This window comes from Sorangium sp. So ce296 (assembly GCF_051529605.1).
In the GTDB taxonomy this organism is placed as follows: domain Bacteria; phylum Myxococcota_A; class Polyangia; order Polyangiales; family Polyangiaceae; genus Sorangium; species Sorangium cellulosum_D.
On the sequence record NZ_CP150325.1, the window covers coordinates 5,102,954 to 5,126,390 of the forward strand.

The 23,437-nt window shown below is 71.8% G+C and carries 20 protein-coding genes; 12 read left to right on the forward strand and 8 right to left on the reverse strand.

Annotated features, from left to right (window positions below; all coding sequences use genetic code 11):
• Positions 1-81 precede the first annotated feature (81 nt).
• Both WME98_RS18960 and WME98_RS18965 read right to left on the reverse strand, forming a co-directional pair.
• Entirely contained in the window at positions 82-1,305 is a 1,224-nt protein-coding gene (locus WME98_RS18960; RefSeq protein WP_437952548.1) for a protein kinase domain-containing protein, read from the reverse strand.
• 91 nt (positions 1,306-1,396) lie between these two features.
• A complete protein-coding gene (locus WME98_RS18965; protein WP_437334494.1) occupies positions 1,397-1,528 on the reverse strand; it encodes a hypothetical protein in 132 nt (43 codons plus the stop codon).
• 246 nt (positions 1,529-1,774) lie between these two features.
• On the opposite strand from WME98_RS18965, the gene WME98_RS18970 reads away from it, so the two are divergent.
• The 4 genes from WME98_RS18970 to ggt all read left to right on the forward strand — a co-directional run bounded on the left by WME98_RS18970 (position 1,775) and on the right by ggt (position 7,122).
• Complete coding sequence (locus WME98_RS18970) at positions 1,775-2,899, forward strand: hypothetical protein (RefSeq protein ID WP_437952549.1); 1,125 nt, start codon at positions 1,775-1,777, stop codon at positions 2,897-2,899.
• Between the two features lie 74 nt (positions 2,900-2,973).
• Positions 2,974-4,014: a WD40/YVTN/BNR-like repeat-containing protein gene (locus WME98_RS18975; protein ID WP_437952550.1), complete on the forward strand. Its 1,041-nt coding sequence runs from the start codon at positions 2,974-2,976 to the stop codon at positions 4,012-4,014.
• Between the two features lie 270 nt (positions 4,015-4,284).
• Positions 4,285-5,043 (forward strand): hypothetical protein, encoded by a 759-nt coding sequence (locus WME98_RS18980; protein ID WP_020741507.1) that lies wholly within the window; start codon positions 4,285-4,287, stop codon positions 5,041-5,043.
• A 186-nt stretch (positions 5,044-5,229) separates the two neighbouring features.
• On the forward strand, positions 5,230-7,122 hold the full coding sequence (gene ggt / locus WME98_RS18985) for a gamma-glutamyltransferase (protein WP_437952551.1): 1,893 nt from the start codon (positions 5,230-5,232) through the stop codon (positions 7,120-7,122).
• Between the two features lie 81 nt (positions 7,123-7,203).
• Here the strand turns inward: ggt and WME98_RS18990 are convergent, their stop codons facing one another.
• Positions 7,204-7,914: a universal stress protein gene (locus tag WME98_RS18990; RefSeq protein ID WP_061621733.1), complete on the reverse strand. Its 711-nt coding sequence runs from the start codon at positions 7,912-7,914 to the stop codon at positions 7,204-7,206.
• A 125-nt stretch (positions 7,915-8,039) separates the two neighbouring features.
• Between WME98_RS18990 and purB the strand changes: the two genes are divergently transcribed.
• The 4 genes from purB (at position 8,040) to WME98_RS19010 (ending at position 13,176) form a co-directional block, all read left to right on the forward strand.
• Positions 8,040-9,338: an adenylosuccinate lyase gene (gene purB / locus WME98_RS18995; RefSeq protein WP_437952552.1), complete on the forward strand. Its 1,299-nt coding sequence runs from the start codon at positions 8,040-8,042 to the stop codon at positions 9,336-9,338.
• A 55-nt stretch (positions 9,339-9,393) separates the two neighbouring features.
• The gene (locus WME98_RS19000; RefSeq protein WP_437952553.1) at positions 9,394-11,199 is read left to right on the forward strand and encodes a DUF885 domain-containing protein; all 1,806 of its coding nucleotides are present in this window, start codon (positions 9,394-9,396) and stop codon (positions 11,197-11,199) included.
• A gap of 200 nt (positions 11,200-11,399) precedes the next feature.
• On the forward strand, positions 11,400-12,527 hold the full coding sequence (locus WME98_RS19005) for an AAA family ATPase (protein WP_437952554.1): 1,128 nt from the start codon (positions 11,400-11,402) through the stop codon (positions 12,525-12,527).
• Between the two features lie 4 nt (positions 12,528-12,531).
• Positions 12,532-13,176 carry a DUF4276 family protein gene (locus WME98_RS19010; RefSeq protein WP_437952555.1) on the forward strand — a complete coding sequence of 215 codons (645 nt, stop codon included), beginning with the start codon at positions 12,532-12,534 and terminating at the stop codon, positions 13,174-13,176.
• Positions 13,177-13,228: 52 nt separating this feature from the next.
• Here WME98_RS19010 and WME98_RS19015 read toward each other — a convergent pair whose 3' ends face one another.
• The 4 genes from WME98_RS19015 to WME98_RS19030 form a co-directional block, all read right to left on the reverse strand.
• Positions 13,229-14,104, reverse strand: a complete 876-nt coding sequence (locus WME98_RS19015) for a 5'-3' exonuclease (protein ID WP_437952556.1) — start codon at positions 14,102-14,104, stop codon at positions 13,229-13,231.
• Positions 14,105-14,133: 29 nt separating this feature from the next.
• Positions 14,134-15,714, reverse strand: a complete 1,581-nt coding sequence (locus tag WME98_RS19020; RefSeq protein WP_437316374.1) for a lactate racemase domain-containing protein — start codon at positions 15,712-15,714, stop codon at positions 14,134-14,136.
• A gap of 75 nt (positions 15,715-15,789) precedes the next feature.
• Complete coding sequence (locus WME98_RS19025; RefSeq protein WP_020741513.1) at positions 15,790-16,452, reverse strand: HAD family hydrolase; 663 nt, start codon at positions 16,450-16,452, stop codon at positions 15,790-15,792.
• Between the two features lie 102 nt (positions 16,453-16,554).
• Entirely contained in the window at positions 16,555-17,322 is a 768-nt protein-coding gene (locus WME98_RS19030; protein WP_437952557.1) for a phosphoadenylyl-sulfate reductase, read from the reverse strand.
• Between the two features lie 78 nt (positions 17,323-17,400).
• On the opposite strand from WME98_RS19030, the gene WME98_RS19035 reads away from it, so the two are divergent.
• Positions 17,401-18,387, forward strand: coding sequence for an ArsA family ATPase (locus WME98_RS19035; RefSeq protein ID WP_437952558.1), 987 nt, complete (start codon positions 17,401-17,403; stop codon positions 18,385-18,387).
• A gap of 21 nt (positions 18,388-18,408) precedes the next feature.
• A complete protein-coding gene (locus WME98_RS19040) occupies positions 18,409-19,605 on the forward strand; it encodes a hypothetical protein (protein WP_437952559.1) in 1,197 nt (398 codons plus the stop codon).
• Positions 19,606-20,222: 617 nt separating this feature from the next.
• Here the strand turns inward: WME98_RS19040 and WME98_RS19045 are convergent.
• Positions 20,223-21,023 carry an MlaE family ABC transporter permease gene (locus WME98_RS19045; protein WP_129580327.1) on the reverse strand — a complete coding sequence of 267 codons (801 nt, stop codon included), beginning with the start codon at positions 21,021-21,023 and terminating at the stop codon, positions 20,223-20,225.
• A gap of 379 nt (positions 21,024-21,402) precedes the next feature.
• On the opposite strand from WME98_RS19045, the gene WME98_RS19050 reads away from it, so the two are divergent.
• The gene (locus WME98_RS19050) at positions 21,403-22,743 is read left to right on the forward strand and encodes an AAA family ATPase (RefSeq protein WP_437952560.1); all 1,341 of its coding nucleotides are present in this window, start codon (positions 21,403-21,405) and stop codon (positions 22,741-22,743) included.
• Entirely contained in the window at positions 22,730-23,428 is a 699-nt protein-coding gene (locus tag WME98_RS19055; RefSeq protein WP_437952561.1) for a retron system putative HNH endonuclease, read from the forward strand. The genes WME98_RS19050 and WME98_RS19055 overlap by 14 nt, the downstream gene beginning before the upstream one ends.
• Positions 23,429-23,437 lie beyond the last annotated feature (9 nt).

A 23,437-nucleotide genomic window follows, 5' to 3' on the forward strand; every position in this document is an offset into this window, starting at 1 on the left:
CCCTCGGCCCCGCCGGCAGCCCTTCCTCCACGCCGCGTCTGCCGGCGGCGCCCTCCGAGGTCCCGCTGGCAGCGCCGCCCGTCAGCAGCTCAGCAGCAGCAGAACGACGATCACCGCCACGATGACGCCCGTGGCGAGCGAGGCGCCGCCGACGAGCAAGAGCAGCTTGCCCGTCGACCATTGCGTGAGCGGCGTGCCGGAGCCGGGCGGCACCGTCGCGCTGTCGTCGAGCGTGCGCTCCGGCCGGCTCATCGAGTGGCTCGGCGCGGCGGCGTGCTCCAGCACGGTCGGCTGCGGGCGGGCGCTCGGCGACACGCCGCCGGGGGACGGTGTCATCGGCGGCGACGCGAGCGGCGGCGCCGGCTGCGACAGCGGCTGGCCGGCGCGGATGCGCCCGTCGAGGACGGCCTGCGCGTACGGGGGCAGCCCGCCCGCGCGCACCGCGCGGACGTCCGCGCGCATGGTCTCCGCGTTGGGGTAGCGATGGAACTTGATGAACGCCAGCGATCGATCGACCACGGCCGCGACTGCGGGCGAGATCCCGGGCGCGACCGAGGCGAGCGGCGGGGCCTGCTCGGTCGCCGCGGCGATGACCTCCATCGCCTCCGTCACGTCGCCGTGCACCTGCCGGCCCGAGAGCAGACGGAACATCGTCGCCCCGAGCCCGAACAGATCCGTGCGCCCGTCGATGTCGTGGATGAGGCCTGTCGCCTGCTCCGGCGCCATGTACGTCGCCGTGCCCATGATCATGCCGGTCTTTGTCGCGGTCTTCTCGGGCAGGCCCGTGAGCCCGTCGACGACGCGCGCGATGCCGAAGTCGAGCATGCGCACGCGGCCGTCGATCCCGAGGTGGATGTTCTCGGGCTTCACATCGCGGTGCACGACGCCGCGCGCGTGCGCGATCGCCAGCGTCTCGAGCACCTGATCCGCGAGCGCGAGCACCTCGCCGGGAGGCATCGTCCCGGTGCGCGCCATCCGATCGAAGAGCGTCTCGCCCTGGAGCACCTCCATCGTCAGGTACGCGAGCCCCTCCGGCGACTCGCCCGAGCCGAGCACGCGCACCACGCCGGGCACCGCGTCCGTCCCCCCGAGCGAGTTCCCGATGAAGCCCTCGCGCAGGAAGCGCTTCCGCACCTCCGCGATCGCGTTGAGCTCCGGGTGCAGCACCTTCAGCGCGACCTGCGAGCCGTCCGCCGCCCGCCCGAGCAGCACGCTCCCCATGCCGCCGGTGCCGAGCACGCGCTCGATCCACCACGTTCCAGCGAACGTCTTGCCGACCCAGTGCTCCGCGTCGTCGTCGTACACGAAAGGCGCCCTCGTTCGACCCGCGCCATCCGAGGAGCGGGATGCTCAGCGGCGAAGCAACTGGTAGGCCGCACCGCGGCGGGTGCGCAAGCTAATTGATGGAGGTCGTGCCGAAGCGGGCGTCGTCGTCAAGCCGCTCGGCCGCCGCCTTGAGCCCGGAGGCGACGCCGCGGAACGCGTCCGCCGGCATGCGAAACGTCACGCCGGGGCCGAGGAGTGTCACGTGAACGGTACCGCACCCGCACCGGGTGACGCGCGTCGCCTCATTCGAGGCGAGCTCCGTGTGTGGACCGCATTTCTTGGACGCCGCCATGGTTGAACCTCTCCCACATCCTAGCAGCTTCTACCCCCGTTCGGCCACGACGGCCCGGCTCGCGCCGGATCCCTGCCGGCCGCGTGACATCATGGTCCTGAAATTGCCCAACGGTGTATATCTCCATCATTGCTGCTCCATTGACTGGAGGACCTCATGGCTGCTCGACGGCTGACGTTCGGTTTGCTTGCCCTCGCGCTGGGGGCTGCTGCCTGCATTGACGACCGCACGGGCCCTGGACCGGGCTCGACGGGCTCCGGTCCGGGGCCGACGGTGGACGAGTCGCTGCTCGATCCGCCTCCGGTGGGCCACGGCTTCCAGATGCAGACGGAGGACATCGAGGTGCCTCCGGGGGTGGAGCAGCAGGACTGCTACTTCTTCAAGGTCAGCGAGCTCGCCGCGTCGAACGGGCTCGACCCGCAGGCGCCCGTGAACCTCCACCGCGTGCAGATCGCGCAGCGCGACGGCTCGCACCACATGAACCTCTTCCGCGTGCGGACCATCAAGGGGCTGGGGCCGGAGGGCGGGCTCATCCAGAAGAACCAGAACGGCGTGGGCGAGTGCTTCAAGAGCCCCAACTGGGCCGACTGGCCGCTCGTCGCGAACTCGCAGCAGGACGGCCAGCTCGACTGGGAGTTCCCCGAGGGCGTCGCGAACGTCCTCCAGCCCGACGAGTGGCTCATGCTGCAGACGCATTACGTGAACGCGACGTCGCAGAAGACCCCCCAGGCGGTCGGCCGCGTCCGGGTGAACTTCTGGGCGCTGCCCGACGAGCAGGTGACGGCCGAGATGGGCACCGTCTTCGCGACCAAGCAATCGATCCGCGTCTGCCAGTCGAATCCGCGGCCCACGTTCGAGGGCTCGTGCCAGATCAACAGCCCCTCTCCCGTGCGGATCATCGGCGCCAACGGCCATTTCCACAGCCGGGGCACGCGGTTCGACATGTACGCGTGGGACGGCACATCGATCGGCACGCCCCCGGCCTCGGAGCGCTTCTACACCTCGAACGCGTGGGATGACCCGCCGATGCTCACCTCGCCGCAGCTCGACCTGGAGCTCCCGAAGAACGGCGGCGTCTGGTACGGCTGCACCTACGAGTGGCAGCCGCCGGACCCCTCCGTGGGCTGCAGCGGCCTCGACGAGTACGACGCGACAAAGAACAACACCTCGGAGGACCGGCTCGATTGCTGCTACACGTTCGGCCCGATCGTCGAGAAGAACGAGCACTGCAATATCTTCGTCTACTACTATCCGAAGCAGGACGACGTGTTCTGCAACTGAGCCCCCGGACAGGCGCGCGCCGCGCGCGCCGACAGGATCGCTCCAGGCTGGTCTTCTCCCCGATGCGCACCTGCTTGCATCCCGTTGCCGCGATGGCGCTCGCGGCGGCCGCCCTCGGCGGCTGCTCCGACGATCCTGCGACGCCGCCGTCCGAGGACGGACCGCCGGCGTGGCGCGTGCTGCTCGACGAGGGCGACCTCGATCGCGCGGTCCTGTCGATCTGGGGGACGGCGCCGGGCGACGTGTTCGCCGTGGGGGGGCCGCTCGGCAACACCGGGCGCGCGTCGCTCGCGCTGCATTACGATGGGTCGACGTGGCGTGAGCTCCCGGCCGGCGGGGAGGAGACGTTCTGGTGGGTGGCCGGCTCCGGGCCGAAGGACGTCTGGATGGTCGGCGAGCGCGGCCGCGCCGCGCGCTGGGACGGAGCAGCGTTCACCGAGCACGAGACCGGGACGGACGCTACGCTGTGGGGCGTAATCGCCTTCGCTCCCGACGACGCCTGGGCCGTCGGCGGCACGCCCGGCAGCGGCGCGGGGGCGGAGAAGGATATCGTCCTTCACTGGGACGGCAGCGCATGGTCGAGAGAGCCGCTGCCCGAGGAGCCCGGCCGCGCGCTCTATAAGGTCTGGGGGGAGTCGCCCGACGACCTCTATGCCGTCGGCGAATTCGGCGTGATCTGGCACCGCGCGGGCGCGACCTGGGAACTGCAGTCCGATCCGCCGATCGCGCAGGGCACCCTGTTCACGGCCGCCGGCTGCAGCCGTGAAGAGGTGTACGCGGTCGGCGGGAGAGACGTGCTCCGCTCGGACGGCACGGCGTGGCGCCGCCTCGACATCGAGCTCACCAACGACGTGAACGGCGTCGCCTGCGGCCGCCCGGGCGAGGTCGCGATCGTCGGCTATGGAGGCCTCAAGCAGCGCCTCGTGGACGGGGCCTGGATCGACGAGTTCACGGAAGAGCCGTATGCCGACCTGCACGCCGTCTGGGCCGAAGGGGAAGGGGCCTTCTGGGCGGTCGGCGGCGACTTCCTCAGCCAGCCGACCCCGGGCAGGGCGCGCAAGGGCGTGGTGGCGCGCTACGGGAAAGGGCAGATCGCCGACACTGTGAGCCGCTGATCACCAAGGCGCATGTCCTCTCACCTGCCCTGACATGCGCGCAGTGTGGCATGTCGCATCAGCGCACCGTGAACTCCGCGACACGCTCGGCATAGCGAGCACGACCGCAGAGATTTTTTTCTTGGGAAATGCTTCAAGGGGTAGTGCTGGTCGTCCGATTGCAATACCCGCGGAGACCACACGCGGATCCCGCGCTCTCAACCCAGGAGAATTGGCATGCGACGGACCATTGCTCAGCTTTTTGTAAGCGCTTTTACTTTTGCTGTTCCTTTGCTCGTTGTTTCTTCCGCATCAGCCCAGCCCAATCCGTGCGGGAACCTCCAGGCCGCGGCGGCCGGACAGTGCGAGATCCGCACCTCCGGCGGCTGTGAAGGGTACTGCGAGCCGGTCCAGTTCACCGCGGAGTGCTCCGGGCGGTGCACCGGTAGCGCGGAAGCCTCGTGCACGGGCAGCTGCAAGGCGGACTGCGAGGGGGAGTGCAACGTCGACCCGGGGAGCCTGGACTGCGAGGGGAGCTGCACGGCGAGCTGCAAGGCGAACTGCAGCGCCAATTGCTCGGCGCACGCCGACGGATCAGGGGCGCGGGCCGAGTGCGAGTCGTCGTGCAAAGCGAGCTGCGACGGAGAGTGCAACGTCAGCTGCGAGGGGACCCCGCCGAGCGCCTCGTGCGAGGCGAAGTGCGAGGCGAGCTGCGAGGGCGAGTGCAAGGTCGAGGCGAACATCGACTGCAACGTCGACTGCACGTCCGAGCTCAAGGGCGGGTGTGAGGTGCAATGCTCCACACCGGACGGCGCGCTGTTCTGCAACGGGCAGTACGTCGATATCGCCGGCACCATGGAGGAGTGCAAGAACTGGCTGCTGACGCAGGGGATCGACGTGGAGTTCCACGCCGAGGCCGAGGCCGAGGCCAGCGTCTCCTGCGCCGCGGCGCCGGGGTCGTCCTCGTCCGCGCCGTTCGCGGGCACCGGGCTCGCGGCGCTCGTCGCGGGCGCGGGCGTGGCCGCCGCGCGCCGCCGCAAGCGGTCCTGAGCGGGGCCCGGCGCCCCCGACGGCGCGGGCGCTGCCGCGGAGGCGCCTCCAGGCGAGGCTCCTCCGCGGCCCGTCGCGCGCCGCCGGGGAGCGCGCCTCGCGCCATGAACCGATCCCCGGGCCGGGTCGCCCTGCGCGGCCCGGCCTGGCTTTCTCCGGCACCGTAGTAGATTCGCGCCCACCCTGATGACCCTGCATCGTCGTTCGAGGCCGCGCTGGGTGCTCGCCCTCGCGCTGCTCGCCGGCTGCGAGGCCCGCACGCCGCCCGCCCCGCCCGCGGCGGCGCCCGCCGCCTCCAGCGCGCCGGCCCCCGGGAGCGCCGCCGCGGTGGCCAAGGCCGCGATCGCCGCGGTGCAGCCGGCAGCCCCGGCGGCGGCGCCGGAGCCGCTGCCCCCGGATCCGCCGATCGCGCTCGCCTCGGGGGGCGCGCGGGCGGTGCGCGGCGACGCGGGGCTCGTGACCTCGGTCGAGGAGCACGCGACGCGCGCCGGCGCGGACGTGCTGCGGCGCGGGGGAAACGCGATCGACGCGGCGGTGGCCGTCGCGTTCGCGCTGGCGGTGACGCACCCGAGCGCGGGCAACATCGGCGGCGGCGGCTTCATGATGGTCCGCCTCGCGAACGGCGAGACGCAGGCGATCGACTTCCGCGAGGCCGCGCCCGCGTCGGTGACCACCGCGTCGAACATGGCCATGGTGCGCGCCGGGGCGCACGGCTACGCGTCGGCCGGCGTGCCGGGCTCGGTCGCCGGCCTCGCCCTGGCGCACGAGCGGTTCGGCACGCGGCCGTTCGCCGAGCTCCTGGCCCCCGCGATCTCCCTGGCGCGCAAGGGGCACCGCCTCGGCGCGCGGCAGGCGCTGACGCTGCGCTGGGCGTGGCCGCGGCTGAGGGCCGATCGCGCCGCGAGCGCCGTCTGGGGGCGGGGCAAGGGGCCGCTCGCCCAGGGCGAGCTGGTGCGCCAGCTCGATCTCGCCCGCACCCTGGAGACGCTCGCCGCCGAGGGGCCGCGCGCGTTCTACGAGGGCGCGATCGCCCGGAAGATCGCCGCGGCGATGCGCGAGCGCGGCGGCCACATCACCGAGGACGACCTGCGGGCCTACCAGGCCAAATGGCGCGCGCCGCTCCGGTTCTCGTACCGCGGCTTCACCGTCGACACGATGCCGCCCCCGTCGATGGGCGGCGTCGCGCTCGCGGAGATCATGCTCACGCTGGAGCGGGTGAAGGCGCACGAGGCCCCCGCCGACTCCGGGCTGTCGCTGCACCTGTTCGTCGAGGCGGCGAAGCGGGCGTACGCGGATCGGCGCAAGGTGGGCGCCGACCCGGATTTCGCCCCGCCCGAGACGGGGCAGCTGCTCGCGAGGCTCCTCGACGGGAGCACCCTGATGCGCCGCAGCCCGCCCATCGACCCGGAGCGCGCCACGCCGGCGGGCGACATCGCGAGCGCGGCGGACGCTCTTCTGCCGGAGTCCCCGCAGACGACGCACTTCTCGGTGATCGACGCGCAGGGCAACGCGGTCTCGTGCACGACCACGCAGTCGGCGAGCTTCGGCGCGAAGATCGTGATCCCCGGGACGGGCATCCTGCTCGGCAACGCGATGGGCGCGTTCTCGGAGACGGGCATCAACGCCGTCGCGCCGGGCAAGCGCATGGCGAGCTCGATGACGCCCACGATCGTCAGCCGGGACGGCAAGATCGCGCTCCTCCTCGGCTCGCCCGGCGGCGACACGATCCCGAACACCGTGGCCCAGGTGCTCCGCAACCTGGTCGATCACGGGATGACCATCGACGAGGCGGTCCGGCACGCGCGCGTCCACCACCAGTGGATGCCGGACCGGGTGCGCGTCGAGCGGCTGACGCCGCCGCCGCAGGCCGCGCTCGACGACCTCGCGCGGCGGGGGCACGCCGTCGTGCTGGATCCGATGCCGATCGGCGACGCGAACAACATCCTCGTCGACGCCGCCGGCGTGGCGTGGGGCTACGCCGACACGCGCGAGGGGGGCACGGCCGAGGGCGTCAGCGCGCCCGACAAGCTCGGCCCGGCGGCGGAGGCCAGCGCGCCGCCGGCCTCCGGCGCGCGGTAAGTCGGGCGCGCGCGGGCGTCAGCGCGCGGCAGGTCGTCGCGCCAGGGGAAGAGCGGCGCGGGGCAGGCCGCGCGCCGGCCGTCAGCGCAGCCTGGGGTCGTACTCGGCCGCGTCGGCGTCGTCGTCCTCCTTGGGGCGCACGACCACGACCGGGCACGGCGCGTTCCGCGCGATCCGATCGGCGGTCGAGCCGCCGAACAGCCGCTGGAGCGGCGACTGCGGGTGCGTGGCCACCACGATGAGATCGGCGCTGAGCTCCCGGGCGAGCGAGACGATGGCCTTGTCGGGGCGGCCGGTGCGGAAGTGCATCGCCATGAGCCGGGCCTGGCCGTCCGCGAAGCGGTGCTGGAGCACCCGCAGCGAGGGCGGCGACGACGCGCCCGGGACCGTCACGTCGCACACCGCGGGGGCGACCTGCCGCGGGCCGACGACGACGGCGTGGATCTCGGTCTCGCCCCGGAGCGCCGCGAGATCGAAGGCGAAGCGCCACGCCCGCCCACCCGGCTCGGACAGGTCCATCGCGACCACGACGATGTACGGCTTCACGCGGCGACCGGCGCGCGCGCTCGCGCGGGCCGGCTCGCTCGCGGGGGGGGCGGCGTCCACGGCGCGCCCCGCGGGCTCACCCCGCCCGGGCTGGCCCGGGAGGTCCGCCGGCGCCCTGGCGGCTCCGGTCGGCTCGTTCGCCCCCGCGGGCAAGGTCTCGGGCGCGGCATCGCTCTCGGTGGACGGCGGGCGGACGACCGACCTGCCCTGGTCGGGGCGCGCGGGCGCCGGTGCTTCGGTAGGCATCGGGCGCCAACGTTTGGAGCGCGCCGCGCGACCGCAAGCGCCGCGCGGCGCGCTCCAAACGTCGGCGCGCGTCCAGGACCACTCCATCCTTGACGCACCCTCCAGACCTTCGCAGCGTCCCGCCCATGATCCCCCGCTATACCCCGTCCGAATTCGAAGAGCTCTGGTCGCCCGCCACCCGATTCTCGACCTGGCTCGAGGTGGAGCTCGCCGCCTGCGAGGCGATGGAAGCCGAAGGCCTCGTGCCCGCAGGCGTCGCGCAAGGGATCCGGGCGAAGCAGCTCTCGCTGGATCCGGAGCGGATCGAGTCGATCGAGCGCACGGTCAAGCACGACGTCATCGCCTTCCTGACCCACGTCGAGGAGCTGGCGGGCGAGGGGGCGCGGTGGCTGCACCGGGGGATGACCTCGAGCGACGTGCTCGACACGAGCCTCGCGATCCTGCTCGTCCGCGCGGCGGACCTGCTCTCGACGCGGCTCGACAAGCTCTGCGACGCGCTCGCGCGGCGCGCGGACGAGCACCGGCGCACCCCGATGATCGGCAGGAGCCACGGCATCGCCGCCGAGCCGATCACGTTCGGCCTGGCGCTCGCGGGCCACCTCGCCGAGATGAAGCGCGGCCGGGCGCGCCTGCGCGCCGCGCGCGAGGCGATCGCGGTCGGGAAGATCGCCGGCGCCGTCGGGACGTACGCGCACCTGTCGCCGCGCATCGAGGAGCGCGCGCTCGCCGCCCTGGGCCTGCGCCCCGAGACGGTCTCGACGCAGATCGTCGCGCGCGACCGCCACGCCGAGTTCTTCGCCGCGCTCTCGCTCATCGCGGCGGGCATCGAGCGGCTCGCGACCAACGTGCGGCACTGGCAGCGCACCGAGGTCCGCGAGGCGGAGGAGCGCTTCTCCGTGGGCCAGAAGGGCTCGAGCGCGATGCCCCACAAGCGCAACCCCATCCTCAGCGAGAACCTGTGCGGCCTCGCGCGAATCGTGCGCGCGGCGGTGATCCCCGCGCTCGAGAACGTGCCGCTGTGGCACGAGCGCGACATCTCGCACTCGTCGGTCGAGCGGATGATCGCCCCCGACGCGACCTCGACGCTCGGGTTCATGCTCGATCGCGCCGCGGGGCTCGTCGACGGGCTGGTCGTCTACCCCGAGAAGATGCGCGAGAACCTCGATCGCACGGGCGAGCTCTTCTTCAGCGAGGCGGTGCTGCTGTCGCTCGTGCAGAAGGGCCGGCCGCGGCAGGCGGCCTACGAGATGGTGCAGCGCTGCGCGATGCGCGCCATCGCGGGCGAGGGCCGCTTCCGCGACAACCTCGCCAAGGACGCCGACGTCGCGGCGCTGCTCGCCCCGGACGAGCTCGCGCGCTGCTTCGACCTCGACCACGCGCTCTCGCACGTGGACGCGATCATCGATCGAGCGATCCGCGGGTAGTCGGTGGCCTGCGCCGTTGACCCGCCCGGGCCGGTTTGAGAGGCTCCGGCCCGCCATGGCCGCACCTGCCCCCACGCCCGCCCGCCGCCCCCGCTCGCGCCGCCTCGTGGCGCTCGCCGCGGCGCTCGCGCCGATCGCCGCCTGCAGCGGGAGCGCCTCGGCGCCGCCTCCGTCCGCCGGCGAGGCCCCGCGCGCGGCGGCGCCTCCCGCAGCCGCAACGCCCGCGGCGCCCGCGCGGCCAGACGAGGCGCCGCGGGAGCCGTTCGCGGCGCTGCGCGGCCGGATCGTGCGCGAGTGGGTGGCGGACGAGCCGGCGTTCGCGCGATCGCGCGGGCTGCACGAGCAGGACGGCAAGGTCGGCGACTACTCCGCGGCGGCGATCGAGCGGAGGCTCGCGCGCCTGGAGCGCGATCGCGCGGCCCTCGCCGCCATCGACGCCGCGGCGCTCTCGCCGGACGAGGCGCTCGATCGCGCGCTCCTGCTCCAGCAGATCGACCTCAAGCTCTTCAACGGCAGGGATCTCGAGGAGTGGCGCCGGCGGCCGCAGTTCTACGGCGAGCTGTTCGGCGTGAACCACTACCTCGATCGCGCGTATGCGCCGCTGCCCGAGCGCGCGAGGCGCCTCCTCGAGCACGAGAAGGCGGCGCTGGCGCAGGTGCCGCGCGTCCTCGAGAACCTCGCGAGCCCGCTGCCGAAGCCGGTGGTCGAGGTCGCCGCGAAGATCTTCCGGGGCTACGCCGAGTACCTGCGCGGCGACGTCGTGAAGCTGCTGAAGGGCGTGGGCGACGCCGCGTTCCAGGCCGATCTCGAGAAGACGAACGCGGCGCTCGCCGACGCGGCGGAGCGGCTCGCCGAGCACCTCGCCAAGGTCGAGCTGCCGAAGGGCGACGCGAGCCACGTGCTCGGCGAGGCGCGGTACAGGAAGCTCCTCCTCGCGCAGGAGGGGCTCTCGATCCCGCTCGCCGAGTTCAAGAGGATGGGCGAGGAGGACCTCGCGGCGAACAAGGCGGCCTACCAGGAGCTCGCCAGGAAGGTGAAGCCCACCCGGCCGAAGGCGGAGCAGCTCCTCGCCGAGGCGACGCGGGTGATGGAGGCGTCGCGCAGGTTCGTCGTCGACCGGGAGATCGTGAGCCTGCCGTCCGACGAGCGGGCGATCGTGAAGGAGACGCCGCCGTACATGCGCTGGAACTCCGCGTTCCTCGACGCGCCGGGGCCGTTCGAGCGGAAGGGGCTCGAGGCGTTCTACTACATCACGAAGCCCGACCCATCCTGGCCCAAGAAGGAGCAGGAAGAGTACGTGATGCCGCGCGGGACGCTGCTCTCGACGACCGTGCACGAGGTCTACCCGGGGCACTTCGTCCAGGGCCTGTGGCTGAACCGGGCGCCGACCGAGGCGCAGCGGATGTTCGAGAGCTACTCGTTCGTCGAGGGCTGGGCCCACTACGCCGAGCAGATGATGATCGAGCAGGGGTTCGGCAAGGAGGACCCGCAGAGCCGGCTCGGTCAGCTCGCGGACGCGCTGCTGCGCAACTGCAGGGTGGTCGTGTCGCTCGGCGTGCACGCCGAGGGCATGGGGCTCGACGAGGCCGAGCGCCGCTTCGTCGACGACTGCGCCCAGGACCGCGCGACGGCGCGGGAGCAGGCGCTGCGCGCGACGTTCGACCCCGGCTATTTCGCCTACACGCTCGGCAAGCTCCAGATCCTGAAGCTCCGCGAGGAGGCGAAGGCGGCCCTGGGCGCGGCGTTCTCGCTGCGCCGATTCCACGACGCGCTCCTCGCGCACGGGTCGCCTCCGCTGCCGCTCATCCGCGAGCGCGTGCTCGCCGAGCTCAGGGCGCCCGCGCCGCTCCCGGCGAAGTAGCGCGGTAGGTCGTGCGCCGCGGCAGCCGCCGTTTTTTCCGTTTCGGGGGAGCCGGCGAGCGCTCGTTCGGAGCGGATCGTGCACCCGACGGCGATGCCGCGCGCCCGCGGGAGTAGGCTCGCCCTAAGCCGGAGGCATGAGGCGGTATACTCCTCGCGCACGAGCGCATCACCCGATCGGAAGAGCCCGCTGGAGCACGCATGATCACCCACCTGACCGTCTCGAACTACCGGAGCCTCGGCGAGAACGTCCGGATCGAGTTCGGGAAGCTCACCGTGCTCGTCGGACCGAACGGATCCGGAAAGAGCAACGTCATGGACGCGTTGCGGTTCGTCGCGGATGCGATGCACATGGGTCTCTCGGGAGCGATCACCATGCGCCACGGGATCGGGGCGGTCCGTCGCTGGAGCGGCGGGCACCCGTTTAACGTCGTCCTCCGGGTGGGCCTCACGCTGCCGTCCGGGAGGGCTGAGTACGGCTTCGAGCTGACCGGATCGAGCGCCGAGGAGTACGAGGTCAAATCGGAGGACGCGGAGGTCATCCGCGGCAACGGACGCTTCCGTTTCCGGGTCAGCGGCGGTAAGTGGCAGGACGGGCCGGAGGGGCTCCGGCCACCGCTGGACAAGAAGAACCTGGCCTTGCAGCTGATCGGAGGCGACGAGCGCTTCGAGGAGCTCGTCCACGCGCTCCAGAACATCGCCGTGTACGCGATCTTCCCGGACACCCTGCGAGCTCCGCAGAAGTACAGCCCCACCAAGCCGATGAGCCGGCACGGCGACAACTGGGTCTCCGTCCTGAAGGACCAACCCGCCGCCACATGGAAGCCGGACCTCATCGCGGCGCTCAACAAGCTCACCGGCGACACGCTCGACATCAAGGTGGCGCAGGCCGCGAGCTACCTCGTCGTCCAGTTCCAGCACGTATCGCCGAACAAGAAGCCGAAGTGGTTCGACGCCACGCAGGAGTCGGACGGGACGTTGCGCGTCGCTGGCATCATCACGGCGCTCCTCCAGGAGCCGTCCGTACCGGTGATCGGCGTGGAGGAGCCCGAACTCACCGTGCATCCGGGCGCCATCCCGCTCCTCTACGATCACCTGAAGCAGGCGACGAAGCGGAGCCAGGTCATCGTGACGACGCACAGCCCGGAGCTCCTCGACCTCGTCGAGCCCGAGGAGGTCCGCGTGGTGATGCGCGCCGAGGGGGAGACGGTGGTCGCGCCGATGCGCGCGAGCCAGCGGGAGGTGGTCAAGAGCGGGCTCATGACCCTCGGCGAGGTCATGCGCATGGAGGGGCTGCAGCAGGAGCTGCCCTTCGCCGCCGCGGAATAAGGCAATGAAGGGCTACATCCTCGTCGAGGGGGAAGGCGAGCTGGGAGCCGCGGAGAACCTGATCACACGGCTCTGGCACGAAGCCGGTCACTGGCAGCACTGGGCACGCGCCATCACCTGCAAGAACACGCATCAGCGCAGGGGGATCGAGAAGGGGATCGGCCTCGTTCGCGCCAAGCGCGACGCTGGTGCGCTGCTCATCCTTCGCGACGAAGACGACGCCTGTCCCAGAGAACGAGGGCCGCAGATGGCTTCCTGGGTGCGCGAGATCGATCCGCCCTTCCCCGTGGCGGTCGTGCTGATGTGCCGCGAGTACGAGGTACTCTTCTTGCCCTGCGTCGAGCGCATGGCTGGCCGCCCCCTCATCGGTCCGGACGGTCAGGAGCGACCTGGTCTCCTGCCGGGGACGCGCTGGGAGCACGGCGATGATTGGGAGCGGACGCGCGACATCAAGGGATGGCTCAGCGATCACTTCCCGCCCGGGCGCGTCTACAAGCCCACGGTCGATCAATGGCCCATGACGCGGATGATCGACGTGCCGACGCTGCGGGCCGCCGGCGTGCCCTGCTTCGGAACGCTGGAGCGAGCGCTCGCGTTTCTCGCCTCCTCGTTCGGAGGAGCCGGCGTCTACCCGCCGCGCGGCGGCTGACGACCGGACGGGCGTACGCCGCGCGGCGCGCTCCGCCCGGCTCACCTGTGGCTCACTCCCAGCGCGTCGGCCGCGACTTCAGCGTGCGCACGTCCAGCGCGTCGCACCACGCCTCGAAGCGGCCGCGCGGCACGCCGCGGAAGCGCAGGTCGTCGAGGCGCTCCGCGAGCGGCACGTCGGTCCGGAGCGTCGCCAGCGTGCGGTAGAGCAGCGCGTCCTCCCGCTGCTCGACCAGCGCGCGCGCGACCCGATCCGCGCCGCGCACCGGCACCGACCACGCCGCCGGGTCGTCCGGGATCCGCTCGATGTGCCCGTAGGCGCCGAGCAGCGCGGCCGCTGTGCGCTCGCCGATGCCCGCGAGCCCCGGGATGCCGTCGGCGTCGTCCCCGGTCAGCGCGAGGAAGTCCGGGATGCTCGCCGGGGCCACGCCCCGCGCGGCGCGCATCGCCGCCTCGTCGATGACGCGCTCCTTCCGGCGATCGACCTGCACGACCCGATCGCCCGAGAGGCACTGCCCGAAGTCCTTGTCCGGGCTGAGGATGCGCACCTGCGCCACGTCGCCCTGGAACCGCGCCGCCGCCGTCGCGAGCGCGTCGTCCGCCTCGAAGGCGTCCATCGACCAGACGACGACCCCGAGCGCGCGCACCGCCTCCTCGACCGGATCGAACTGCGCGCGCAGCGCGGGATCCATGCCCTCGTCGCTCTTGTACCCGGCGAACAGGTCGTTCCTGAACGAGCGGATCGGGTTGTCGAAGGCGACGGCGAGGTGCGTGACCTCCTCGTCCGCGTGGCGCAGCAGCGCGAGCAGCGAGGCGACGACGCCCACCGTGGCCTTCGCGTCCCAGCCGCCGGGCGCGCGGTGCCCGGGCCGCTTGGAGAAATGGGCGCGGAAGAGCTCGTAGGTGCCGTCGATGAGGTGCAGCCGCATCGTGGCGCCTCCCGCGGGCCGCGCGCCCGCTACGCCGTCATGTCGGCCATGAAGATCGGCGGCGTGTGCAGGGCCATGATCTCCGGCGTGGGCGGGGCCGACTGCTTCGCCATCCGGAGCGCCTCGTCCATCGTGCGCGCCGTCTCCCAGCCGAGCAGCTGCGGGATGTACTCGTTGTCGGCGCCGACCACGATCATCCGGCCGATGTGCTGCCGGCCCGCCTCGCCCCAGTACCACATGAAGAAGGGGTGGGTCGGGTGGTACGCGTGCCCGAAGCGGTACATCTCGATGTAGGCGGGGTTCTCCGAGAACTTCTTCTCGTAGCGCTTGTGCAGCTCCATCGCGTCGCGCGTCTCCGGCAGCAGCCGGTGCACGAACTCGATGTACGGGGCGTGGTGCTCGTTGTCGAACAGGTCGGTGCAGGGGTGGAGGATGATCATCGTCCCCCCCTTCTTGAGCATCGGCGCGCCCCGGTAGAGGTTGAACAGGTAGCCGTTCGCCATCACCTGCACGAGCAGCGGGTTCAGGAACGAGTTCACGTTGTACGGGCTGATGTACGGGATGCCCGTGATCAGGATGTCGGCCTGGCCCGTGACCGGGACGAGGTACTGGTCGAAGCTGCGCTTCAGCGTGTGCTCGTGGACCGCCTCGGTCTCGCCGGCGAACACGCCGGTCACGCCGTACGGCGAGGGGACGCGCTGGAAGATCGCCTGGCGCGCGGGCTGCGGCACCTTCGACAGCGTGAAGCGGAGGGCGCGCAGCGCGCTCTTCTCGCCCGCGCTCAGGTCGTCCTCGTTCCGGGCGAGGAACTCGAGCGGGCGATCGAACATGCGGTTGTTGATCGTCGTCTCGATCGTGAAGACGTTGAGCTTCTTGTTGGCCAGCCGGCCCATGCGCTCGACGCTCGTGTGCAGCGCCGAGCTCTTCGGGTCCATGTACGAGTAGCAGTCGCGCATCACCCGCGGGTTGTGGTGCGCGCGCAGGCTCCGGTACCCGCACAGGCCGACCGAGACCGACTTGTGCCCGCCGTCCATCGGGACGAGGTTCAGGTTCACGTAGATCACGAGGTCGCTGTCGACCGCGCGCTTGTTGAGCTCGACCTCCTCGCCGGCGTCGGTCGTGCCGAGGTACTTCATGTTGGCGAGGTTCTCGGCGTCGTGGTTGTAGAGCTTCTTCGGCCAGTAGGCGTTGAAGATCCGGTCGCCGACGATGTGGCGGACCTCCCAGTCCTTCATCCGCCGGTGGACGCTCGTGGCGATGATGATCTCGACGTCGTCGACGCCGTAGTCCGAGAGCAGATCGAGCACGATGGTGAGCACCCGCTCGCGGATGTCCGGCCGCTTCATCGGGGGCAGCGGCAGCGAGATGTCGTCCACCGCGATCGTGACCTTCATCCCCGGGCGGAGCTTCGCGTAGAGCGGCTCCGAGTTGTGCGGGTGGTTGATCGCGTAGCGGATCGCGGCGTCGACGTCCTTCAGCGGCTCGAGGGGCGGCTTCGCGTAGAGCACCCGGGTGCCGGTGGGCAGGTCGACCTCGACCAGCTGGTCGCCTGAGAAGAGCACCCGGGGGGCGCTGCGGCTGTCTAGCGTGACGACGCAAGGATGGCTCATGGGGCTTTCAGAGCAGGTGGTGCGACGTGTTGGGCTGCAAGGTGGTCTCCCGCCGCCGTGCGGGAGGGGCCGGGGTCATGCGGCGAGTTCGAGGATCGGCCAGTGGTAGGCCTGCGCGAGCAGCTTGAGCTTGCGGTCCGGGTTCACCGCCGCGGGGTAGCCGACGACCGAGAGCATCGGGACGTCCGAGTAGCTGTCCGAGTAGCCGAAGCACTCGTCGAGGTTGTGCCCGTGCGCGTGGGCGTGCTCGCGGATGAGCCGCGCCTTCTCGGGCCCGGCCACCACGGGGCGCAGGAGCTTGCCCGTCGCGAAGCCGTCCTTCACCTCGAGGCGGTTCGCGATGATGCCGGTCGCGCCCAGGTGCTCGGCCAGCAGCTGCATCAAGAAATCCAGCGCGCCGGAGATGAGGACCACGTCGTGCCCCTTGTCGAGGCTGCACTTCACGAGGTCGCGCGCCTTGGCGTAGATCGCCGGCTTGAGCACCTTCGCGAACGCCTCCTCGGCGAGCGCCACCAGGCGATCCTCGGAGACGCCATCGAACGAGCTGAAGAGCAGCTCGTTGAAGAGGCGCCGATCCTGGAGCTCCGCCATCGCCATCCATGGCGCCTTCACCAGGGCACGGCCGAGCTTCGCCAAGCTGTGCATCGGCGTCGGCTGGTTCAGCATGTAGAACACCGTGGGGTGCACGAGGTTGGTCGTGACCAGGGTGCCGTCTACGTCGAAGTAGCTCGCCGGCATGTGGGGCAAATCTCCCTGCATGCCGTTTGAGTCAAGATCGAGCTGCCGCGAACCGGGTTTCGCAGGCGGATCGTCACGCGGCGAAGAGGCGCAGGCGGAGCGTCACGCGGCGAAGAGGCGCTCGTACCGGTCGTCGAGGTCGACGCCGCCGTCGGTGTCGCCCCGGTCGACCGGGTTGATGCCGCAGTACTCGACGCTCGCCAGGTGGCGCCAGCGGCCGGCGCGCTCGGGCTCGTCGGGCAGGACGGGCGTCGTGCACGGGAAGCAGCCGATGGTGCGGAAGCCCATCGCGTGCAGCGGGTTCTCGATCGCGTCCGGGTGCGCCGCGAAGTACGCGTCGAGCTCCTCGCCGCTCAGCGACGCGAACGGGTGGACGCGGAGGACGTTGTTCGCGGGGTCGAGGCCGAACGGCGCGACCTTGGCGCGGGCGCCGCCCTCGCCCCGGCGGAGCGCGGCGACGAGCGCGTCGTAGCGGCCCCGGATGGCGTGGAGCGGGGCCGACTTGCGGAGGTCGCAGCACCGCTCCTGCCCCTCCTTCGAGAGGTAGAGCAGCCCCTCGTCGCGCGTCTGCTGCGCGAACGTGCGCTCGGGCGAGAGCGTGACGACGCGCAGGTTCGGGTGGGTGCGCGCGAGCTCGTCGCGCGTGGCGAGCGTCTCGGCGTGGAGCACGCCGGTGTCGACGAAGATGACGTCGAAGGAGAGCCCGGCCCGGTCGGCCATGTGGCACAGCGCGGTCCCGGCCCGCTGCATGCTGCTCATGAGGGCCGCGCGGGGGCCGAAGGTCTCGCGGACGAAACGCAGGAGCTCGACGGGCGACGCGCCCTGGAAGCGTCGGTTCAGCGGTTCGAGGTGTCGCTCGGTGATGCGCATACGTGATGCATAGCAGAGGCCGCTTCCTTGATCCGGGTTGCGTTCGCCCGAGCTCGCGCCTAACTCGGCAGACGCGGAATGACCATCGCCCATCTAGCCTCAGAAGCGGGCGGGCTCGGCCAGGATCTGCCGGAGCTCGAGGGCCGGCGCTTCCTGTTCGTGACCGGCAAGGGAGGCGTCGGGAAGACGACGATCTCCGGCGCGCTCGCCCTCGCCTTCGCCGCCCGCGGCAAGCGCGTCCTCGTCGCGATGTGCAACACGAAGGAGCGGCTCTCGGCCATCCTCGGCACGAAGCCGATCGGCCAGGAGGTCACCCACGTGGCCGAGCGCGTGTGGGCCGTGAACATCTCGCCGGACAAGGCCCTCAGGGAGTACGGCGAGATGGTCCTCAAGGTGCGCGCCGCGGCCGATCTCGTGTTCGACAACAAGTACACGCGCACCTTCTTCCGCGCGGTGCCGGGGCTGTTCGAGTGGGCGATGCTCGGCAAGGCCTGGTTCCACACGACCGAGCTGCTGCCGGACGGCTCCCACCGCTTCGACGTGGTCCTGCTCGACGCGCCCGCGACCGGGCACGGCGTGGACATGCTGCGCGTGCCCAAGGTGATCCTCGACGTGGCGCCGCCGGGCATCCTGCGCCGCGACGCCGAGGCGGCGTGGGCGATGTTCAGGGACCCCGCGCGGAGCGGGGTCGTCGTGGTGACGCTCCCGGAGGAGATGCCGGCCACCGAGACCGTCGAGCTCGTGGCGGAGGTCCGGGGCGAGCTCGGCCTGCCGGTCCACCGGCTGATCATCAACGGCGTGCTGCCGCCGCTGTTCTCGCCCGAGGAGCGGCGGGCGCTGCTCGCCGAGCCGGGGCGGCTCGACATCCAGGCGCCGGCGCGCGCGGCGCACACCGCCGAGAGCGCCGTCGTGGCCGGCGCGCGGCGGGCGATGCGCGAGTCGGTGCAGCACGAGAGCCTGGCCCGCCTGCGCCGCGAGCTCGACCTGCCGACCGTGATCCTGCCGTTCCTCTTCGACGAGGCCTCGACGGTCGCCGGCACCCGGACGCTGGCCGCGCGGCTCTGAGCGACGCCGATGCCGGCGGCCATGCTGCGAGCGAGCCCGCTGCTCACCGACGGACGCGCGCTGCTCGACGCCGAGCGCCTGCTCCACGCGGGGGTCGCCGACCGGCGCGCGAGCTTCGAGCTCGCCTTCACGGCGATGCCGCCGCACACGGGCTTCCTCGTGGTCGCGGGCGTCGAGGCGGCGCTCGACGCGCTCGCGCTCAACGACGCGCGCCTCGACGCGGGGGCGGTCTTCGCGGCGCGCGAGGCCTGCGGCCTCAGCGACGCGCTCGTGGAGCGGCTCGCCGGCGCGCCGATCTCGATCGACATCGACGCGATGCCCGACGGGACGATCGCCTTCCCGGGCACGCCGGTCGTCGCGGTGGAGGGGCCGTTCATCGAGGCGCTCCTCGTGGGCGCGCTGCTCGTGCCGGCGCTCCGCCGGGGCACGGCCGCGGCGACGCGGGCGGCGCGGCTCCACATCGCGGCGGACGGCGGCGCGGTCGTCGACGGGTCGTCGGCGCGGGTGCCGTTCGCCGAGGAGGCGCTGGCGCTCGCCCGCGCGGCGCACGTGGGCGGGGCGGCGGCGACGACGAGCGCGCTCGCGGCCACGGCGCTCGGGATCCCGTTCCGCGGCGAGGCGGGGATCGAGCTCGGCGAGCTCGCGCCGCCGCCGTCGCCGCTCGAAGGCAGCTGGCCCTGGTACGCCGATCGGATGGTCGACCTCGGGGGCCACGAGGAGGAGGCGCTGCTCCTCGAGGCGCGGCGCGTGGGGACGACCGCCGGCGGCTGGATCGCGACGGGGCTCGCGGAGCCGGAGGGCGCGCTGCCCGCGGCGCGCTACGAGCTCGTGGCGCTCGAGGAGTCGGGCGCGTGGGCGCTGCGGCAGGGGACGAGCGATCGCGGCGACGTGATCGCGGGGCGCAAGATGGTGGCGCGCTACTACGACGAGGCGGGGCGCGCGGCCTGCGACGTGATCCACCTGGCGCACGAGCGGATGCTGGCGCCGCGCTCGCTCGGGGCCGCGCGGCTCGCGCCGCTCGCGCGCGCGGTGATGCGCGGCGGGCACGCCCTGGAGGCGCCCGAGCCGCCGAGCGCGGGGCGCGAGCGCTCGATCGCGGCGCGGCAGCTGCTGCCGCACGCGGTCGCCCACCTGCGGGCGCCGGCGCGGTACCCGGTGCAGCTGTCGCCGGCGCTGATCGCGCTGCGGGAGCCGGAGCCGCCGAGCTCGTTGCGGTAGGCCCGGCCCCCGGAGAGGGTGTTCTCGGCGCGGGGCAGGGGGGCGGGGCCCCGCCGAACTCGCCCGAGATGTGAGCCATCCGGCAAGCCGGATGACCCACATCTCGGGCTCAGACATCGGCCCATCCCCACCCCCCTGCCCCGCGCCGAGAACACCCTCTCCGGGGGCCTACGGTGGATATGAAGGGGGGCGCCGTCACGGGAACGAAGGCTTCCGTCGCAGGCCCGGAAGCTTCCGTCACGGGAACGAAGGCTTCCGTCGCGGGCCCGGAAGCTTCCGTCACGGGAACGAAGGCTTCCGTCGCGGGGCGGGACGCGAAATTCGTCGGAAATTCGTGCTCCGGCGAATGCCGGACGGCGCCGGGAGCAGGGCCGGCACTCCTAAGTGCACGAAATGTCGTGCTCACGAGCGCGCCGGAAGGCTTCGTTTCGGCGACGGAAGCTTCCGGAGGGCGCCGGAAGGTCTCGGGCACGCGCCGGAAGCCTTTGTTGGTGTGCCGGATCACTCCAGATCGGCCGCCTCGGTGTCGTCGATCGACTCGCCGGGCTCGGCGAGCGTAGCGGGGTCCTCATCCCCGAGCGCGCGGCGCGCGGTGAGGGAGGGGCGGGCCGCGCGGCTCACATGTCGAGCAGCAGCTGCGTCAGGATGTAGTTCGTGACGAGCACGGTGACGCAGCTCTCGACGACGGCGCGCGTGGTCGCGACGCCGACGCCGCGCGCGCCGCCCGAGGCGAAGAAGCCGTGGCGGCACGAGATCGACGAGACGATGAAGCCGAAGACGCACGCCTTGATGAGCCCCATCGAGATGTCCTTGGGCAAGGCGAAGTCGCGGATGCTCTGGAAGAACGCGCCCTCGTCGCCGCCGAGCCAGAGCACGGCGACCAGGTACGAGCCGCACATGCCGACGCTCGTGTAGAGGATGCACAGGAGCGGCAGCATCACCGTCGCGGCGAAGAGCCGCGGCGAGAGCAGGTACTGCACGGGGCTCACGCCCATCGTCGCGATCGCGTCGATCTGCTCGGTGACGCGCATGTTGCCGAGCTCCGCGGCCATGGCGCTGCCAGCGCGGGCGGTGACCATGATCGCCGAGAAGACCGGCGCGAGCTCGCGCGCCAGCGAGACCGCGACGAGGCCGCCGACGCGGCCCTCGGCGCTGAACGCGCGCAGCGCGTAAGACGTCTGCAGCGTCACGACCATGCCGCTGAAGACGCCGGTCAGGCCGACGATGAAGACCGACTGCGCGCCCATGAAGTCCATCGCCGCCAGGAACTGCGCGGGACGAAACGGCGGGCGCACGAGCCAGACGAGCGTCTGGAATGTCAGCGTGACGATGTTGCCGATGTTGTCGAAGAACGCGAGGACCGGCTCCAGCGCCTTCGTGAGCAGCTCGCTCCGGCTGGTCTCAGCGCCTTCCTTCACGGTGCGCTCTTGTATCACGCAACGCCGCCGCGCACGGGGTCGGGCGTGCGAACTGCGGCGCAACTCGGTCGCCTCCTCGTGCGGCTGCGTCCGCCCGGGAGGTGCGGGCACCGGAGAGCCGGGCTGCGGAGCGGCCGTCGGGGGGACCGGCACCGTCGATCCGGAGGCCGTACGCGGTCGGCCCGCGCCGCCGCGGCGGCGCCTTCGCACCCTGCGGTGCCGGCTGCGCCCGATGGAAGCGTGGTACGGCGGCGAGCGGCGAGCGAGGATGCAGTCACATCGGCGCTCGACCTGCCCGAGGAGGCGGTGGCGAACACGGCGACCCTGGCGAAACCGCTAGCTCCCCACGTTTCCAGCGCGTATCACCCGTCGAGCCTCGATGCGAATCGACGAGATCAGGCTGATCAACTTCCGCGCCTTCGAGCGGTTCGCGATGCAGCTGGAGCCGCGGCTCACCGTGCTCGTCGGCCGCAATGGGACGGGCAAGACGACCGTGCTCGAAGGGCTGGCGGTGGCGCTGGGCGCGTGGCTGAGCTTCTTCAACGCGAGCCGGGATGATCGCCCGATCCCGAGATCGGCAGCACGCTTCGTTACCACGATGCACGACGGCGTCCCGAGCGTGACGACATGTTACCCGGTGCGCGTCGAAGCGAACGGACAGACGCCGATGGGGCCGGCAGCGTGGGCGAGGGAGCTCCGCAGCGCCGACGGACGCACGACGACGAGCGGCATCGCATCGGACGGCCGAACGGTCCTGCTGGAAGCGAACCAAGTCCAAAAGATCCGGCGCGACATCGAGGACGGCATGGCGGGGACCGAGCCCATCGCGCTCCCGGTGCTCGCCTACTACGGCACAGGTCGGCTCTGGCGCCACAAGCGGGACAAGACGCCCGAGAAGGCGGGCCTGAAGTCCAGGCTTCAAGGCTACCGGGCGGCGCTCGAGGCCGCGTCCGACCAGAAGGGGTTCGAGGCCTGGATGGCCTGGCGCGAGGAAGATCGCGTCCAGCGCCTCGCGCGCGCCGCGGAGGAGGGGCGCCCGCTCTCCGAGGTGCGCAGCCCCGAGCTGGAGGGGGTGAGCGCAGCGGCCTGCGCCTGCCTGGAGGGCGCCCGCCGGATCTACTACAGCGCCAACCATCAGGAGCTGCGCGTCGATTTCAAGGACGGCTCCTCCCTCCCCTTCGGCGCCCTCTCCGACGGCCAGCGGAACCTCATCGCCGTGGCGGCGGACATCGCGTGGCGCGCGACGCAGCTCAACCCGTCTCTCGGCGCCGAGGCCCCGGCGCGGGCGACGGGCGTCGTGCTCATCGACGAGGTGGATCTCCACCTCCACCCCGCGTGGCAATGGCGCGTGCTCGACGATCTCCTTCACGCCTTCCCGGGCCTCCAGTTCGTCGTGACCACGCACTCGCCTCAGGTGATGTCCGCAGCCCCGCGCGGCTCAGTGCGTCTCCTCGACCTGGATCACCAAGCGCATCGGGTCGAGCGGATCGCGGGAAAGGACACCAACAGCATCCTAGAGGACATCCTCGGCGCCCCGTCACGCTTGAAGGAAACACGGGAGAAGCTCGACGAGCTGGCGCGGTTGATCGACGACGGCCAGCTCGTGGAGGCGAAGGCGTTGCTGGCGGAGCTGTCGGGCCTCCTCGGCGAAGACGACGCTCAGATCGTCGCCGCGCGATGGGAGCTCTCCATGGCGGAGACCGGCGATGCGCCGGATTGAGAAGGACCGCGAGCCCGCTTGCCTCGCCGACCTCCGGGGCACTCCCGGCGCGGCCTGGAGCTCGGTGCACGGGACGCAGAAGCAGCAGATGCGCGAGCACGCGTTCAAGGAGCAGCACGGGCTCTGCGCGTACTGCATGTCCCGGCTGCCGGGACCGCCCAGCGCCGATGGCATGAAGATCGAGCATTTCAGGACGCGCGCGCTGTCGCCGGAGCTGGTCTTCGACTGGGACAACCTCCTCGGGGTCTGCCTGGGCGACGTGGGCATCCACGATGGCGGAGGAGATCACCGCGACCGCTATCACTGCGATACCTACCGCGGACACCTCCCGACGGAGGAGCAGCGGCTCGAGCTGAACCCGGCGGCATTTCCGCCCGACGTCAGCTCGATGTTCTCGTATACGAACCAGGGCGAGATGCGGCCCGCGCACGGCCTGGAGCCCACGATGCGCGCCAGCGCCGAAGCGCAGATCGAGCGTTTGAACCTCAACATCGCCCGCCTTCAACGCAACCGGAGGGCCGTGATCGACGCCCTCCGGTCCGAATTTCAGAGGAAAGCGCCGAGGGCCGCACGCGTGAAGGCGCTGCTGGAGCTCTCATCGACCCCGGATGCTGCCGGCCTCTTGCCGCCTTACTGCCAGGCCGCTGCCTACTATCTGGAAAAGAAGCTCCGGCAGCTCGGCTGAAGCGGCGCG